The sequence below is a fragment of the Paenibacillus sp. FSL E2-0190 genome (assembly GCF_037992965.1).
Taxonomy (GTDB): Bacteria; Bacillota; Bacilli; order Paenibacillales; family Paenibacillaceae; genus Paenibacillus_AQ; species Paenibacillus_AQ odorifer.
Genome location: NZ_CP150306.1, coordinates 5,943,493 through 5,958,873, shown reverse-complemented (window position 1 = coordinate 5,958,873; position 15,381 = coordinate 5,943,493). Strand labels below are relative to the sequence as shown.

The 15,381-nt window shown below is 46.9% G+C and carries 13 protein-coding genes; 8 read left to right on the top strand and 5 right to left on the bottom strand.

The annotated features are described in order from the left end of the window. Nucleotides 1-7 precede the first annotated feature (7 nt). The 6 genes from NST25_RS26155 (at nucleotide 8) to NST25_RS26130 (ending at nucleotide 6,494) form a co-directional block, all read left to right on the top strand. On the top strand, nucleotides 8-877 hold the full coding sequence (locus tag NST25_RS26155; RefSeq protein ID WP_038573223.1) for a glycine betaine ABC transporter substrate-binding protein: 870 nt from the start codon (nucleotides 8-10) through the stop codon (nucleotides 875-877). Nucleotides 878-1,162: 285 nt separating this feature from the next. Next, nucleotides 1,163-1,774, top strand: a complete 612-nt coding sequence (locus NST25_RS26150) for a VTT domain-containing protein (RefSeq protein WP_076099392.1) — start codon at nucleotides 1,163-1,165, stop codon at nucleotides 1,772-1,774. A gap of 154 nt (nucleotides 1,775-1,928) precedes the next feature. Continuing rightward, a complete protein-coding gene (gene yunB / locus NST25_RS26145) occupies nucleotides 1,929-3,008 on the top strand; it encodes a sporulation protein YunB (RefSeq protein WP_339281405.1) in 1,080 nt (359 codons plus the stop codon). Nucleotides 3,009-3,077: 69 nt separating this feature from the next. Beyond that, nucleotides 3,078-4,562 (top strand): hypothetical protein, encoded by a 1,485-nt coding sequence (locus NST25_RS26140; RefSeq protein WP_340392796.1) that lies wholly within the window; start codon nucleotides 3,078-3,080, stop codon nucleotides 4,560-4,562. Next, nucleotides 4,559-5,764: a hypothetical protein gene (locus NST25_RS26135; RefSeq protein WP_340392794.1), complete on the top strand. Its 1,206-nt coding sequence runs from the start codon at nucleotides 4,559-4,561 to the stop codon at nucleotides 5,762-5,764. The genes NST25_RS26140 and NST25_RS26135 overlap by 4 nt, the downstream gene beginning before the upstream one ends. Then, a complete protein-coding gene (locus NST25_RS26130; protein WP_076193397.1) occupies nucleotides 5,757-6,494 on the top strand; it encodes a glycosyltransferase in 738 nt (245 codons plus the stop codon). Before NST25_RS26135 ends, NST25_RS26130 begins: the two co-directional genes overlap by 8 nt. 25 nt (nucleotides 6,495-6,519) lie before the next feature. Here the strand turns inward: NST25_RS26130 and NST25_RS26125 are convergent, their stop codons facing one another. The 5 genes from NST25_RS26125 to NST25_RS26105 all read right to left on the bottom strand — a co-directional run bounded on the left by NST25_RS26125 (nucleotide 6,520) and on the right by NST25_RS26105 (nucleotide 13,805). Beyond that, nucleotides 6,520-8,469: a glycosyltransferase gene (locus tag NST25_RS26125; RefSeq protein WP_076193395.1), complete on the bottom strand. Its 1,950-nt coding sequence runs from the start codon at nucleotides 8,467-8,469 to the stop codon at nucleotides 6,520-6,522. Between the two features lie 15 nt (nucleotides 8,470-8,484). After that, on the bottom strand, nucleotides 8,485-9,906 hold the full coding sequence (locus NST25_RS26120; RefSeq protein WP_340392792.1) for a glycosyltransferase: 1,422 nt from the start codon (nucleotides 9,904-9,906) through the stop codon (nucleotides 8,485-8,487). Continuing rightward, nucleotides 9,903-11,948, bottom strand: coding sequence for a glycosyltransferase (locus NST25_RS26115; protein ID WP_340392790.1), 2,046 nt, complete (start codon nucleotides 11,946-11,948; stop codon nucleotides 9,903-9,905). The genes NST25_RS26120 and NST25_RS26115 overlap by 4 nt, the downstream gene beginning before the upstream one ends. A 113-nt stretch (nucleotides 11,949-12,061) precedes the next feature. Further along, the gene (locus NST25_RS26110; protein WP_340392789.1) at nucleotides 12,062-13,438 is read right to left on the bottom strand and encodes a DUF6385 domain-containing protein; all 1,377 of its coding nucleotides are present in this window, start codon (nucleotides 13,436-13,438) and stop codon (nucleotides 12,062-12,064) included. Between the two features lie 28 nt (nucleotides 13,439-13,466). After that, nucleotides 13,467-13,805 carry a DUF6385 domain-containing protein gene (locus NST25_RS26105; protein ID WP_340392788.1) on the bottom strand — a complete coding sequence of 113 codons (339 nt, stop codon included), beginning with the start codon at nucleotides 13,803-13,805 and terminating at the stop codon, nucleotides 13,467-13,469. A 383-nt stretch (nucleotides 13,806-14,188) separates the two neighbouring features. Between NST25_RS26105 and NST25_RS26100 the strand changes: the two genes are divergently transcribed. Further along, nucleotides 14,189-14,725, top strand: coding sequence for a hypothetical protein (locus NST25_RS26100; protein WP_076128012.1), 537 nt, complete (start codon nucleotides 14,189-14,191; stop codon nucleotides 14,723-14,725). An 18-nt stretch (nucleotides 14,726-14,743) separates the two neighbouring features. Further along, complete coding sequence (locus NST25_RS26095) at nucleotides 14,744-15,325, top strand: hypothetical protein (protein ID WP_036685335.1); 582 nt, start codon at nucleotides 14,744-14,746, stop codon at nucleotides 15,323-15,325. Nucleotides 15,326-15,381: the final 56 nt, after the last annotated feature.

The following is a 15,381-nucleotide window of genomic DNA, read 5'->3' as shown; positions in this document are numbered from 1 at the left end:
TAAATAAATGAAGAAGAAAAATATAGGGGTATTCCTGTTAGTTATTATGATGATTGCTGTTATTGCTGGATGTTCTTCATCAAGTAAAGAGAAGGTAAAATTAGCATATGTAGCATGGGATTCGGAAATTGCGAGTACTTATGTAGTAAAGGAAGTACTTGAAACTAAGCTTGGAGCTACCGTTGAAATGCTGCAGGTAGATGCTGGTCCAATGTGGGCTGGGGTTGCAGACGGTAGTGCGGATGGAATGGTTGCAGCTTGGCTGCCAAGCACCCATGCGGCTTATTTAGAGAAGTACGGTGCAAAAATTGAAGATTTGGGTGCAAATCTAAATGGAACTAAGGTTGGCTTGGCTGTTCCGGCCTATATGGATATTAACTCTATTGAAGACTTGAAGAACAGTGATATGGCAGCAAAGCTGAACAATCGCATTATCGGCATTGAGCCAGGTGCCGGCATTATGACAACCACAGAAAAAGCTATCGCTGAATATGATCTTAGCGATTACACACTTCTTGAAAGCTCATCCGCAGCGATGGCTCAGGAACTGCAAAAGGCTTATGACAACAACGAGCCAATCGTTGTTACAGGCTGGACACCGCACTGGATGTTCGCTAATATGGATCTGAAATATCTGGAAGATCCAAAAGGGGTTTACGGTGCGGATGAACAGATCCACACGATGGTTCGCCAAGGTCTGAAAGATGACATGCCGAATGTCTACAAATTCCTGGATCAATTCGAATGGACAGCAGAAGATATGGCCAAAGTAATGATTGAGGTTCAGGGTGGGAAGTCACCAGAAGAAGCCGCTAAAACTTGGGTGGAGAGCAATCCGGATAAAGTGAATGCTTGGGTTGCAGGTATAGAATTGTAAGTAGATTAAAAACTGTGTTATGATGTGAAGAATAAATGGAAACAAAAATGTAACTTGTACGCTACTACTGTTCTTTACACATTACACTTCATAAGCAAGCTCATTCAATAAAACACCCCGTAAGGGGTGTTTTTCTTGGGAATATAAGCAAAGTATTACAAGCTCTTAGTGTACCTGCTTATATTTCAATAAGAATGGATACCTAGTTTACACACTTAGACTTATGCTTTGTCAAAGTAAATCAGGAGGCAGCTGCTGCAAGGAGTCAAGAGAGGAGACTGCTTCATGACAGAGACCATAAATACCTGGATTGATTGGCTGCTGCAAACGCTGGGCCTTAGCGGGCCATCTATTTTATTCGTGACCATCCCGCTCGCACTTTTGCAGAGTATATTAGGATTTTTTCCATTCGTAATTTTGATCGTGCTGCATGTCTCTGTTTTTAACGTAATTGGAGGCATGCTGATCAGTTGGCTGGCCTGTAATCTGGGCGGAATACTGATGTATTTTCTCATTCGGCGATATCTGTATAACTGGTTTGACCGAAAATGGAGAAGTAAACTGAAGCGCTATGATAAATGGCAACGTTACTTGGATCGATATGGGATTTGGACACTGGTGCTATTGCGTACGATCCCGATTATTCCGAATAATGTAATCAATTTCATGTCTGCTGTTTCACCGATTAAAGCCTCATCTTTTATATGGGGAACCGTACTTGGTAATTTGTCTTATATATGGTTATTCGGTACGATCGGATCCACCCTAATTGTTCCGCGTGAAGAATGGAATGGTTATCTTACCTGGTATGCGGTGTTTATAGCTATTCTCATTGGCATCTTTATTCGGCGTCATTGGGACCATTTGCAGGAGGATAAGCGGAGCAGAATGCACTAATATCATCTTCCCAGTTCATGATCTAAAGGATGAAGAACGTTACTTCAGGCGCAGTTTGCCGGAGGGAACGTTCTTCTTTTTTGTCCTCTTAGCGAATACCTTAAATTAAGTGGAGGTGGCTTGACCTCTGCGTAAGGCGGGAGGGACTATTGCAATGGGCAGATTGAAAAAATGGGGAAACCGAAGGCTGAGAATACCTGATCTAGGCCATTTTCGGCTGCCAAAAATAAATGGGGACACGAATCGGAGATTCTCAGCGAGAAGCTCCGCATTCAAGTCAAAACCCAGCCGGGCAGCGGTTAGGCCGCAGCGTACGCGCTTTGAAGCCAAACGTAGCAAAGGCCGCTTTAGATTATCCAGCCGGCCAGAGAGTAAGGTAACGGTTGCAGGCGGAAGAACACATAAGCCAAGAAGCCGACGTAAATTTTGGCTGATAGCCTCCTTAGTAATACTTGTGCTGGTGCTGCAATCCTTGCGCTATGTGGAGCTGCATATGAAACCGCCCATCCTGCATTTAGCACAAATACGTGTGAAGCAAATCGCTACGGAATCGATTAATAAGGCGATTACCTCACAGGTTGCGAATGGAGGGAATGCGGAAGAGCTAATTGATTGGAAGACGGATAAGAACGGGAAAATATCAGGGTTCATGCTCAACTACGCGGAGCATATGCGTATTACTTCGCAAGCGGCACAGGTCATTCAGTCTACGCTGCAGGAATTGCATAATCGAACAGAATATATTCCGCTGGGGCAAGCGCTGGGCAGTCCCCTTATTGCTTCTTATGGACCCGATATTCCGATCAAGATTGAACCACAAGGTGCGGTTAAGGTTGAACTCAGCACCCGCCAGCAAAACGCTGGGATCAATATGATTCTGGTCGAGGTATACATTCATATTGTGACAGAGGTTGCAGTCGTCATTCCTTTTGATATGGAGCCGCAGGTAGTGGATACAGAAATTCCTGTGTCTTATCTGATGGTTGTTGGAGATGTACCTATGTATTATTACGATAATCAAGGTCAACCTGTGGGGGCGAACGGCAGCAGTGCTCCGGGAATTGCCATTCCTGCTCCAGCTGTAGGCGGGGATAAGAGTGGAGTAGTGGATCAGGGCAAGGATACCTCCAGTAACAGTCAGAAAGATAACAGCTCGTCTCCAGCGGCAACCGATCCCGCGAGTACGGGGGCAGATCATACGGAAGAAGACAAAGGCGTGGGCGGAGGAAATTAAGGGGATATCACGCTTCAGCGCTCATAGACTATAGGTAGAACAGCTTTAATAAATGGAGCGTGAATCCTAATGTCGCAAGAATCTCTGAATGTGGAACGCTTGGCGGGAAGGTATGGGTTCTTGGAGCGCACGGGACTACTTCCACTGCCGAGTAAAGATGGACTTACCCTTGTAGTTGAGCTAAGCCGCCTGGAATGTGCCGCAGCTTGCTTACCCTTGCTGCTGCTCCATTCTGGAGAGTCTGTGCGCATTATTGCTGTGGCGATGACTCCTGATTTTCCTATGGAAACTTTAGCGGGACAGTTCTCACGGGAGCAGCCGATTCTCTTTTTTCCTTATGAAAAGGAGGAGTACATACCTAACCAGGCTTTGGCACAGATCGAAACCAGTTTCGCGGTTTTGCTTGAAGATTCGATCATGGTATCACCTGGCTGGCTAAGTGAGCTATTGTGGGTTCCTTTTGATGACGCTGCAGTTAAGGTGGTGGCCCCTCGCTCTTCAACCGAAAGAGGGGAAGGGAAGAAACGTCTTCACTTCGGCACCTATGATGAGTTTGCTGCTCATATAAGCTACAGTCTTGGCCGGCATCAAGGAGAGTGGCGAGAGATGGATGTACTAACGGGTTCTTGCCTCCTGTTCTCTAAAGAGCTGCTTCAGCGTATTGGAGGGTTGGACACCTCGCTTCAAGCGCGGCCTCTTATGATTGCCGATTGGTGTCTTCGAGCCCGGCAGTCTGGAGCCAAGCTGGCGCTAAGTGATGCTGTGTATGTTCATGCTATACACTCACTTGATAGGGGCCAGAGAAGGCTGAACGGACCAACACTTGCGGCTGGCTGGCAGGCGTACAGTACAAAATGGGCGCTGGAAGATGTCTTAGCAGCCGAAGAACATCTTGTACCGCAGAATGGATTCTTACAATCAACACAACCTGTTATTCCACTCGGTAAGGCATCCTTGGCAACGCCATTAGTGACGGCGATTGTTTATTGTGAAGAGGATGGGAATGGGGACCATCTTCCGCAGGAATGGGCAGCTACACAGGAGCAGCAGAGCTACAAGAATATTCGCTGGATCTGGATCAAGGACAGCTGGATGAACATAGCTTCCGGCTTGCCAGTAAATGAACAGGATGTAGTGATTGCAGTTCGTGGTCAAGAGGCTTGGCTGCGGGCTTTGAAGAATGCATCTGCATTATTTGAGAGTGAGATAACTGTGTATTTATCAGACTCTATCAGATATGAGAAATATTACGTTGAACGGGTAGTGAAGGCGATCACCCAAGGTTCCGCAGATCTGATCGTTAGTTTATCTACGGATATGGACGAAGAGGTGGGGCGGTTGCTTAGGGGGGACCCTTCGGGAATTGTTTTTCCATTAGAGCGAGTTGCTCATAAAGGCGGGAATGTGCCTGGAGTGATTACCTGTAAGGCGTCTACTTCGCACCAATTGCAGCTTCACCCTGAAGCTTCACTAACTATAGGTTATGTGGGGGATTTGTCCGAACCGCAGGGGAAGAAGGCAGATAGGAGCAGGGGCAAGGAGGCGCAGTCATGAAATATTTAATTCTGAGCAGAGGCTCCTGGGAGGAATACGAATATAAAAGACTGTTGGATCTTCTGCCCGAGCGGGAAGAGGTCTGTTTTGCCGGAAGAATGACTCTTGAGCAGCAGACTAACAGCCAGATCAAGCCGGTAATGATCGCGGATATTCATACTCTCAAGGCGAGGGAGTACACACTTCTGGTCTCTTCTCCCTATTGGCTACCAGAGGTTCTTTCTTTGCAAGCGGGATATATAGTGGCTTTGTTAGAGCGCTGTCCGGAAGAAGAAAATAAGGTCTTATGGGATAAATACAGCGGCTTGCTTGGAGCAAAGGCCGATCTAGTAGGAACCCGGTCAGAACGGATCTATTTGGAGCAGAGCTTGTGCAGGGAGAATGTTATTTATCTCGACGGGGATCAGCAGGAATCGTATGGAGTTGTATGTCAGCGCGAGCGGATTTATTTTCTGACAGATTATGAAGTGTTATGGAGTAAGGCGATTGGGAGCTTATGGCAGGAGGAGCCCCTCCTTGCTAAGGACTGGTTTAGGATTCAACTCCAGCTTAGGGCGGATTATTATACTTCGATGTGCGCCAAGCTGCCCAGCCAGCCTGTTGTACATTATTTGGCAGCATCTTATTTGTATTTGCTTGGGGACTCCACAGCGAATCGATATCTGGCGCAATCCTTTGAGTTAATGGTTCTGTATGAATATTTGGATTGCCTTATTTCACACTTCCGGTTTTTTTCTGCAATAGAAGCCAAGACAGGGAATCTGGAAACGGCGGTCCGCCAATTTGCGATTACAGCATTTACCGCAGAGGAGAAGCAAGCAGTAGAAAGGATGGAGGGCTGGCTCCATTCCGGGCAGGATGAACTGGTTCGCGCGGAGTTGTTCCACCTGAATGAGGATGAGGCAGCGGCGGTAAGAATTTTAAGTCCGCTAACTTCTTCCGAGGCAAAAGCGTTGCTGGTGCAAAATTATGTGCGGACTTTTCAATGGGAAAAGGCAATAGTGCTGCAACATGAGCAGGAAGAAAATGTGGATGAAGCCATGGAAGGCACCATACACTTGCTGTATGGCAGGCGGCACGAGGCCATTCGCAGCTTTTTAAATGCAGGAGGGCAAGACAATCAGGCATGGCCACTTTTGTCAGAGATGGCAGATCTCGAAGAGGCTGTAAGACGATTGAGAAGGAGAGTGGAGGATGAGTAGTCATAGAGGGCCACTCCGCAAAACATCAGGCAACCGTCTGACCGCTATTATGCAGGTTAGGAACGAAGCCGGAAGATATTTAGAGCAGGTGCTGGAGGAATTAAGTGAGTTCGTGGATGATATTGTGATCGTGGATGATGGAAGTACAGATCATACGGCTCAGTTATGTCTCTCTTTTGCCAAAGTTAAGAAGCTCGTAACCCTGCAAAGCTCTTTGTTTAACCGTGAATGGGAGCTACGGCAAACATTGTGGGAGCTGGCGGTATCTACGAATCCGGATTGGCTGCTGTCTGTGGATGCCGATGAATTCTATGAAGAGTCTGCTAAACGGGAGATGAGGCGACTCATCGATCAGGATGTGTATGACTGGGTATCCTTCCGATTATTTGATTTTTGGGGCGGCACCACACATTACCGTGAAGATGAGCATTGGAATATCCACACGAAGCATACCCGTACACTAGTCCGCTATTTGCCGAACTTTCATTATTTTTTTCCGAAAATGGATCATCATGTGCCAAGACTTCCGCTCTCTTATTCGGTATTGCCGGGGTTTCTTACCGAGCTGCGTGTGAAACATTATGGTTGGGCGATATCCCCTGAGGAGCTTCGGCGAAAATACTCGCGTTACCTGGAGCTTGATCCAGAGGGGCGCTGGGGTAGTCTGGAGCAGTACGAATCTATCCTTGATGAGCAGCCCCATCTGGTGGAATGGCAAGAGGAGCTTTGAAATCCGCATCTGATCTGCCAACCGGCTAAGTCCGGCTGGCAGATCTCAGAAGCAGCGCAGAAGGGATATGAGCTGATGGTATCCCTTGCGGATATACTTCTGCTGCGAGCTGCAGCTTGTAATAAGCGAGGCTCACGGCTGCGGTAGCCCCCCCGACTCTACGCAAAGCGGCTTCATCCTCTACATGAAGGATGGGCATCTCTCCACAGGAGTAGGCTATCGCAGCGTATAATTGCCACTCGGTACAGTCCGCAGGTGTATGATATTGAGGGTGCTTGCTGACATAAATAGAGCACCATTGTTTTTTTATGGAGGTGGGGGCTTCAAGTAATCCGTAGAGTAAGGGCTGCGGCAGACTGGACCAGTGTAAGGAAGATCCTTCCGAATGGCGATAAAGTGCTAATAAACTATTCCAAGCACCAGTCTGAAGCAGCAATTGTGCTGCATAGCTTAGATCCGAAAGATCAGCTTTAAGGCTATAATTCCCTGCTAAAATATGATGGATCGATAAAATCCCCGGTCTGTAAGGCAATAGACAGACAAGCCAGCGCATGGCAGACTCTGTATCTCCAATACGGCAAGAGAAAGCCCACAGATAGCCAAGTACAAAGGATCGGTTGGAAAGATGGGAAGGATCATGAAGCAGCTGTTCAAGCGGTGCGAGTGTCTGAAGATGTTCCGGTTGATTGTTTATTTCCAGAATCGCCTGCAATGCAGTCTGAACAGATGAGGGTAACTGGCTGGCTGTAGAAAGCTCAGCTTGCCATTCCGGATCGCGGGCATTGAGCGCTGCGGGCAGAAGATAAGTCAAAGTATCAGGAGATAAAGAGTGCAGATGGTTGTGGGTCAATGCTCGTAGTTGTGCCTTCTCTCCAGATAGAAGGCTTAGTGGGATGAGTTCTTTCCACGCCTCGTTATAATCAGGCTTATGTTGTATGGCAGCCTCGTAATGTCTCCACGCATCCGGATATTGGTATAACTTCTCACAGACTCTTCCGGCTAGTAGTTCTGTCCGATACGTTCCACTGCCTGAGGAAGAAGGGTATTTATGTGCTGTATTTCCGCTCTGAAGTGCGTTCTCCAAGAAATGCTTGGCTGAGCTGAGCTTCCCTTGTTCCAGTAACAGGAGGGCATAGCTTTCTAATAAATCAGTGAAATCGGGAAAAAGACCGCTCCCCGTACGAAAAACTTCCTCGGCTTCCTGCTTTCGGCCACATAGTTGTAAGGCGTACGCCGTCTTAAGGTAAATATCTGAGACATAACCGGAAGGGGCTGGAGCATCGGTGAGCAGCGGAAGGAGGATCTCTGCCGCTTCTTTATATTGACCCTGCTGATAATACTCTGCCCCTAACGCGTAACGAAGAAAAAGATGGTTCGGTTGAAGCCGCAGACCCCTGTTGATGAGTGCTAAATTGCGGTTATATTTATTTTTACGCATCAGTTCATCTTCTAAATATCCGTAGTGGAAAATACGCAAATCTGCATAAGTGATCTCCCCAGCTGGAAGCTCCCAAATGCTGCTGGCAATCTCCTCATGAATACTTCCACGAAAAATAATTCTTTTATCATTTTTGAATAATCGACAGACATGATCTGTAACAAAATCCGCTTCAGGTATTTCACCGACATAGTGGATAATGGGCAGCCAATACCCATGAATATACTCGGCACCAAGCAAGGGCTGGAGCAGCTCCTCACTCCAATGATCCACAGCCTCATCAGCATCCAGTACCAGAACCCAAGCGGAAGTTGCATACTCTAGGCTTATATTCCGCGCTTTGGAAAAATCATTTTCCCAAGGAATGTCGATAATCTTTGCACCGAACCTCTGAGCGATTTCTTTACTGTTATCCTCTGAGCCTGTATCCGCAATGATAATCTCAGACACTAGCCCGCGCACAGAGGATAAGCATTTCTCCAGATGGTTTGCCTCGTTCTTAATAATCATGCAAAGTGTGATATCCGGTGTGGTCATAGGAATACGTCCTTCCTAATCTGAAACTCTGGGCAGTGGAAGTGCGAGTCGCACTCTTTTAGCCGCTGGAGAATAGGGGGTTGAAGAAGTGAGGGAGGCAAGCAGACGATCCGCCAACAAAAGCTCCGAACGCCCTGGGTGATAGGCTGGGTTGAATAACGAGTCATTAGATGAGGACTGCCCTGTGGTCTTCATCAGCTGTTTTGCTGCCTCTTCACATCCCTCAATCCGCAATAAATCTAAGAGAAGTCCGCTTTTAGCGGCTGTGTATTCGGGTAGATGAGCGTGAAGCCAGCCCAAAATTTCATTTTCGCGCTCAGCACATTTTAAGGCTCGGATCAGTCGGGTTATAATGGGCGTTGGCTCGGGATGAAGCTGAGCAGCTTTGGTATAACAGACACAGGCCTCGGTCTCATCGCCTATTTCTTCGCATAACTGTCCCAGCAAATAAAATGTCAAATAAGATCCGAATCCGGACTCGGTATGGTAACCGGAAGGAGCTTCTCCAATGACTAAGGCTTGCAGCAATGCTGTTTTGGCCTCAACTAGGGCCCCCATTTGAAACAGCAGCACACCTTTGATATGAGCCAAGTCAGGATAATCTGGATGTAAGGTTATCCCTGAGTCGCAAGCTTCCAGCGCCGCGTTGAAATCTTTTAATTCTGCCAGGCAGCGGATTTGATATTTGTGCAGCAGATGAACATAACTTGTGTCGGGTGGAGCTTCGTTAAGTGATCTTTTGATATGCTCTAGAGCCGGTTGATATTCACTAAGCCGCATATATTCAACAGCCATATTGAAATGGTGGAAGGGGTCATTGGGATTTAACTTTAGCTGTTCCTTGAGCAGCTCTACATTTCGTTTGATCTTATCTTTTTTTGCTACTACGCCGTCTGCATAACCGTAATGATGGATGACTACGTTGCTTAAATGCATAGCTGCTTTGGGTGTAGCTCTTACGATCGTTTCTGCAATCTGTTCGTGGATGATGCCGCTGAAACGGTACTGCGGGCGGTTACGGAATAGCCGGATAATCGGATTAACAGTAATGGTCTGGGAAGCTGCGGTTAAACCTTTATGATTATGAATGCGCAGAAAAAAAGCTTCATACTCCAAATGCTCCGCACACAGCAACAGCTCCCCCTTACTTTTCGCATCCAGTTCCTCGTCTCCATCCAGAATGAGAATCCATTGTCCGTGGGCTTGCTGAAGACCCGCGTTGCGGGCAGCGGCAAAATCGCCATTCCAAGGATGGTGAACAACTTTAGCTCCAAAGCTTAGAGCAATTTGTAGCGTGGAGTCAGTAGAGCCAGTATCGACTACAATAATCTCATCGGCGACACCACGTACACTTTTTAAACATTGGCTTAGGTTATCTGCTTCGTTCTTAACGATCATGCATAGAGAAATCAGAGGTTTTTGGCTGGGCATGCTCATTTGGCTGTCCTCCCCTCACTCTGGCGGAAGCTCCACTGTGTATGCCACGGTGTACGATTTAGTAAAAAGATGGATTTATGGATGGCACCAATATCCGTTTGCAGTGGACCATGAACGTTAGCTGCATCCAAGCTGTTCAGTGCCTCCTCCATGCTAAGCTTCGCTTGTTGAAGGTAACAGAGTGCTAAACCCACTCGGGCAGCCTCATGCTCAGGCATCTGCTCCAGCGCTTGTTGAAACCATTCACTGGATTCCGTGTAATGCCCCTTGTCAAAGACCATCTCACCTATATAAAAAAGAACCTTCGCATCAGCCGCTTGATCGCTAACTAACCTGATAAAATGCTCACCGGCTGCATTCCTATTCCCTTCTTTATATAATGCTGCGGCTAATTCAGACCGAAAGGTAGGGAACAGCTTTATCAAAGCTTCGCTTAACGCGGGCTGGTGTAGTTTTACTGATTGTTCGATCAAATCTGAAATGAATGAGGAATGTAATGTTAATGAATCTACCTCTGCTTCAGCGGGATCTACCTTTTGTTGCTGGTGGCACTTCTGAATGTATTGCAGTCCGAAACGGAGTTCGTCTGGTGCATAGGTTAGCAGGTCATTGTGGAATTCTCCAAAAAGCGCCCAAGAGCAAATAGCCCAGAGGGTAGCCCACTTTTTCAGATATTCTAAATCATGGTTATCTTGCGTAGCTAAGGAGGTCATTTGTCTTATGGTTGCATAGGCGTCCTCTAGCTTGCCGGTGATCAGGAGTGAAGAGATCATCCAATTTGCCGTCTCTAATTCCAAGGGAAAAGTGTCTCGGGATAAGTTAGTGATGGTCTCATTAGCATTTATCGCAAATAAGCTGTCAATGATTGCAGCTCGTTGGGCAGCATTAGTTGGGGGGACGAGTTGTATCAGCAAGCTGGCAATCTCCTCGTCGGGTACAGCTAAGCGTTGAAAAGCAGAAGCTATTCCCTGCAAGGCAGGCCTATATAAAGAGTGGTGTTGAAGCGCACGGTGGTAGAATCTCGCAGCGTCCTCCTGAAGCTCAAGCCGCTCTGAGATTAAGCCTAGTCGATAAAGTGGGCGGAAGGTGTTCATCCCTTGCTCAGATACATATTTTTGACTAACCTGATCTCCAGAAATGGATGCTGCACGCTGATAAGCTTGAAAAGCACGTTCTAACAAGCCTTGACTCTCCAAAGATTGGCCTAATAAAAAATGCAGGTCAGGGTAATCCTCATAACGCTCCAATTCAGACAACAGCAAGGGATCTATGATATTGGTTTTTCCTTGAGTCAGATAAATTTTACAGAGATCTCTAATCATCGTAGGACGGTAAGAAGCTTCAAGTGGCACATGGTGAAGGGTCTGGCGAAGTAATGTCTCTGCTTCCTGAAGACGACCGTCCTGACAGCAGGTGACTGCTAAATTATACGAGTGAAAAGGATCTTCCGGTTGTTCGGCTAAAGCGAGTCGCAGCAGCTGCTCATTGCGTTTGATTTTATTTTTTCGTGCCATGATTTCCGGCAAATATCCGAAGTGTTCAATCTCAATATCACTATGCACAATCGCCGAGATGTTATGTGATTTAAGAATTGCAGCGTCAATTCCTTCATGAATTCTTCCGCTATATCGATAACCCTGTCCATTTCGGAATATACGAACCGCACTGTGCTTTACCTTATCCTCAGGCCGAACGCCAAGCCAATTATCAATGTGTACTGTAAAAGCCTGAGCTTGCGTGTTTTGCAGGAGGCTGCGGAGTTCCGGAAGTGGAGTTTGCAGGCGTTCATCGGCATCAAGGACTAGAATCCAATCGGTATCCGCCTGATCGAGACCTTCGTTACGTGCTGCAGCAAAGTTTTCTGTCCATTCCCGTTGGAATACTCTAGCCCCGTGCGCTTGGGAAATAGCTATGGATTCGTCAGTAGAGCCTGTATCTATGATCACAATCTCGTCAACACCTGCTACGCTTGTGAGACAGTGGGGCAGAAGATCAGCTTCATTGTTAACGATGAGGTGGACGCCAAGCGTAATATTGTTCACGTTGTTTCCTCCTTGTTACATATGTAGAAGTAGAAATCAGCTTTTGCTATCAAAAGAAAAAGCGCATGGATATCCATGCACTCTTTCGTTACAACATATGATGGGCATCTGCATTACGTTCCCTGTGCGTTGAAACTTACATTGATTGTTGAGGCGGCCCCTGCATTCGTTGATTGATAGGATAAGCGTGTATATTTCAGGAATCTGGCTGGAACTATGACATCGATAGAACCTGCTGCTAAAGGATTATCTCCTGTGGTATCGACGAAATAGTTCGTTCCGTCAGCACTGATTTCTACTCGTGTGTTGACTGGGTTAGCTCCAGTGTTATTGATGAAAAAGGAATAGGTCCCCAATACGCTCGTAGTCACTGCTGGCAGTGGAGTATAGGCATTAGCAGTTGCAATACCCGTCGTCGTCTGTTCGATAAAGCTGCGTTGTGAAATAGAGGTCACACTACTGAGCGTACCAGCCGTAATGGTGGCTCCAAGCACGCTGGTAATGGTCCCGTTTAAGAGGTTGGTGACCGTACCTGCGGAGGACAGAGTACCCGCAGTGATCGTAGCTCCGAGCACGCTGGTAATGGTCCCGTTTAAGAGATTGGTTACTGTACCAGCCGAAGACAGAGTACCGGCTGTGATCGTAGCTCCAAGTACGCTGGTAATGGTCCCGTTTAGGAGGTTGGTGACCGTTCCTGCTGAGGACAAAGTACCCGCGGTGATCGTAGCTCCAAGTACGTTAGTAATCGTGCCTTCGAGAATGTTAGTAATGGTACCTGCTGAGGATAGGGTACCAGCTGTGATCGTAGCTCCTAGCACACTAGTAATGGTCCCGTTAAGGATATTGGTGACCGTACCTGCTGAGGACAAAGTCCCCGCGGTAATAGTTGCGCCTAGTACACTAGTAATGGTACCAGCCGTAATCGTAGCTCCGAGCACGCTAGTAATCGTGCCTTCGAGAATGTTAGTAATGGTACCTGCGGAAGACAAAGTACCAGCTGTGATGGTAGCTCCAAGTACGCTAGTAATAGTCCCGTTAAGAATGTTGGTAACCGTACCTGCGGAGGACAAAGTACCCGCAGTGATGGTAGCCCCGAGCACGTTAGTAATGGTACCTTCGAGAATGTTAGTAATGGTACCTGCGGAAGACAAAGTACCAGCTGTGATGGTAGCTCCAAGTACGCTAGTAATGGTCCCGTTAAGAATGTTGGTAACCGTACCTGCGGAGGACAAAGTACCCGCAGTGATGGTAGCTCCGAGTACGCTAGTGATCGTCCCGTTAAGAATGTTGGTAACTGTTCCTGCTGATGACAAAGTACCCGCAGTGATGGTAGCTCCGAGTATATTGGAAATCGTACCATCTAGGATAATTGTCGTTAGATTTCCGCCTGGATCTGTAGTGAGCGGATGATCAATCAGCGAGGCATCCCGGCCAAAAATAAGCGTTCGTAGATTATCGGGATTAGCTTGAAAAGAGCTGTAGTTAGGCAAAGTTCCTCGTCCCTCTCTTATAAAATTGTTAACTCATACCTATAGACTGGGCTTGGACGTATACATCAATTTTGCCTAAACTCGTTGACTGTTGCGTGGAGGCGGATATCCGAGTCCACTTTAAAAATCTGCTTGGCACTAGCACCTTCATTTCTTTTGCAGCCACGATCTCTTCTGAATCTATAAAAGAATCAAAACTGTTCGGACTAATCTCCAAGCGGACGCTAACAGGGTGGTCTCCTTGGTTCATAACTGCGTAAGAGATCATCGTTTTGGTTCCGCTTTTTTGCCAAGGCAGAGGTGAAATGGAGCTGGACACGGGGAATCCGATAAATTGATGCTCGGAAAATAAAGGACTGATCGTCACCTTACGGCGGTTTCTTCGACCCTTTGGAGGTGGAAATGATTGCGGATTTCTAGAACAATTCCCCTGTTTTTTTGAGTGTTTTATTTTGCTGCGCTTTTTTAGTTCCAGACCGTTATGGATTTCATTCACCTCCTACGGGTTTTCTGGAACCCTATCCATAAAAGGACCCTAACCGTCGTTTGAGCCCTGAGCATCAATAAACCGCAGTTCAATAAGCCGCGAACCGTTAGGGACAATCCTTAGCCATTCGAATGGTGATAATAATATATGGTGAAAAATAAGAGGTGATTGGGCTGGAAAAGCAAAAATACGCACATTCCCAAACAACCTGTTACTTAGAGCGGCATAAAATAAGATAAGCTCAAGTACGGGGAGGATAGCGCATGCCAAACGATTCAGTCTTTAATCAGAGTAGCCAGCCACTCTTTACAGAACAAGTCAACACGTATGTTGCACCTGGTATAGATTCAGCTCCGGAGGGAGGAGCGGCTAAGGCGGGGCTATTGTTTGGAATCCCTTTTACTTCTACGGTAACGACTGCTGCACCGTTAGTTGTTCAGATTAGTAATCCGGCAGGCAGCGGACGTACATTGTATGTATCCCGGGTTGCAGCTAGCTCGGCAACAGCTGCTGTTACTTTATCTCTGCTTCGGAACGCTACGGTCACCGGGACTACCGTTACACCGATAAATTTTAATTTTGGAAGTGCGTTAACCAGTGTGATGACGGCCAGAACCTCGACTGCTGCCCCTACGGGAGGTCCGGCCACTCTAGTATCTTTATTACTGGCAGCGGGGCCCGTCATTGTTGATTTTACTGGACAAATCGTTGTTCCTCCCGGAAATTCTATAACCACGTCCATCACGATTGCATCGGGAACTTCAGCAGCGACAACATCTATTAGTTGGTGGGAATATTAGAAATGGGAGGGGATAATCATGCCTAATCAATATGTGTTTAACGACAATGATCAACCTCTTTTTGTGGATATGGTCAATACCTTCCAATCTCCGGATATCAGCGCGCCACCTGAAATAAGTGCTTCGAAGGCTGCGGTCTTGTATTCTACCAACACATCCGCGTCTAGTTTGGTCGTACTTAGTCTTATTTCTGCAATTACTTCTATTCGGATTAGTAATGCTGCTGGTAGCGGGAAAACCGTATATATCTCTCGTATTAGCGGCAGTATCGGCGGATCTTCTCTGCTATCGGCTATGTCTGGAAGCTTTACAATTGTAAAAGGAGGGACGTTAACCTCTCCTGCAACCTTGACACCAACCAATAATAATCTCGGAAGCGCGGCTACAAGTGCGATGACCGTTCAATCTTCAACAGCGGCAATTAGCGGGGGGACGACGCTTTACAATTATCAATTAGCTCCAGGCGCTTTCTCACAGAACTTTACGGGCAGCATCATCGTTCCGCCGGGGACTGCTATTTGTGCTAACGTAACTTCATCTAGCTCGGCTGTAGGCTTAACGATTACTTCTGCACTTGGTCTTCTTTGGTGGGAGCAATAGAGTTTATATTTTTTTTTGAACCTATAACGGTGGTAAACCTTGACATCATTTGGTTA

Bases quoted from the DNA above. Each gene is read 5' to 3' on its own strand.
- NST25_RS26150 (WP_076099392.1), top strand. From the start codon at position 1,163: ATGACAGAGACCATAAATACCTGGATTGATTGGCTGCTGCAAACGCTG.
- NST25_RS26125 (WP_076193395.1), bottom strand. From the start codon at position 8,469: ATGACCACACCGGATATCACACTTTGCATGATTATTAAGAACGAGGCA.
- NST25_RS26140 (WP_340392796.1), top strand. From the start codon at position 3,078: ATGTCGCAAGAATCTCTGAATGTGGAACGCTTGGCGGGAAGGTATGGG.
- NST25_RS26095 (WP_036685335.1), top strand. From the start codon at position 14,744: ATGCCTAATCAATATGTGTTTAACGACAATGATCAACCTCTTTTTGTG.
- NST25_RS26100 (WP_076128012.1), top strand. From the start codon at position 14,189: ATGCCAAACGATTCAGTCTTTAATCAGAGTAGCCAGCCACTCTTTACA.
- yunB (WP_339281405.1), top strand. From the start codon at position 1,929: ATGGGCAGATTGAAAAAATGGGGAAACCGAAGGCTGAGAATACCTGAT.
- NST25_RS26130 (WP_076193397.1), top strand. From the start codon at position 5,757: ATGAGTAGTCATAGAGGGCCACTCCGCAAAACATCAGGCAACCGTCTG.
- NST25_RS26120 (WP_340392792.1), bottom strand. From the start codon at position 9,906: ATGAGCATGCCCAGCCAAAAACCTCTGATTTCTCTATGCATGATCGTT.
- NST25_RS26155 (WP_038573223.1), top strand. From the start codon at position 8: ATGAAGAAGAAAAATATAGGGGTATTCCTGTTAGTTATTATGATGATT.
- NST25_RS26135 (WP_340392794.1), top strand. From the start codon at position 4,559: ATGAAATATTTAATTCTGAGCAGAGGCTCCTGGGAGGAATACGAATAT.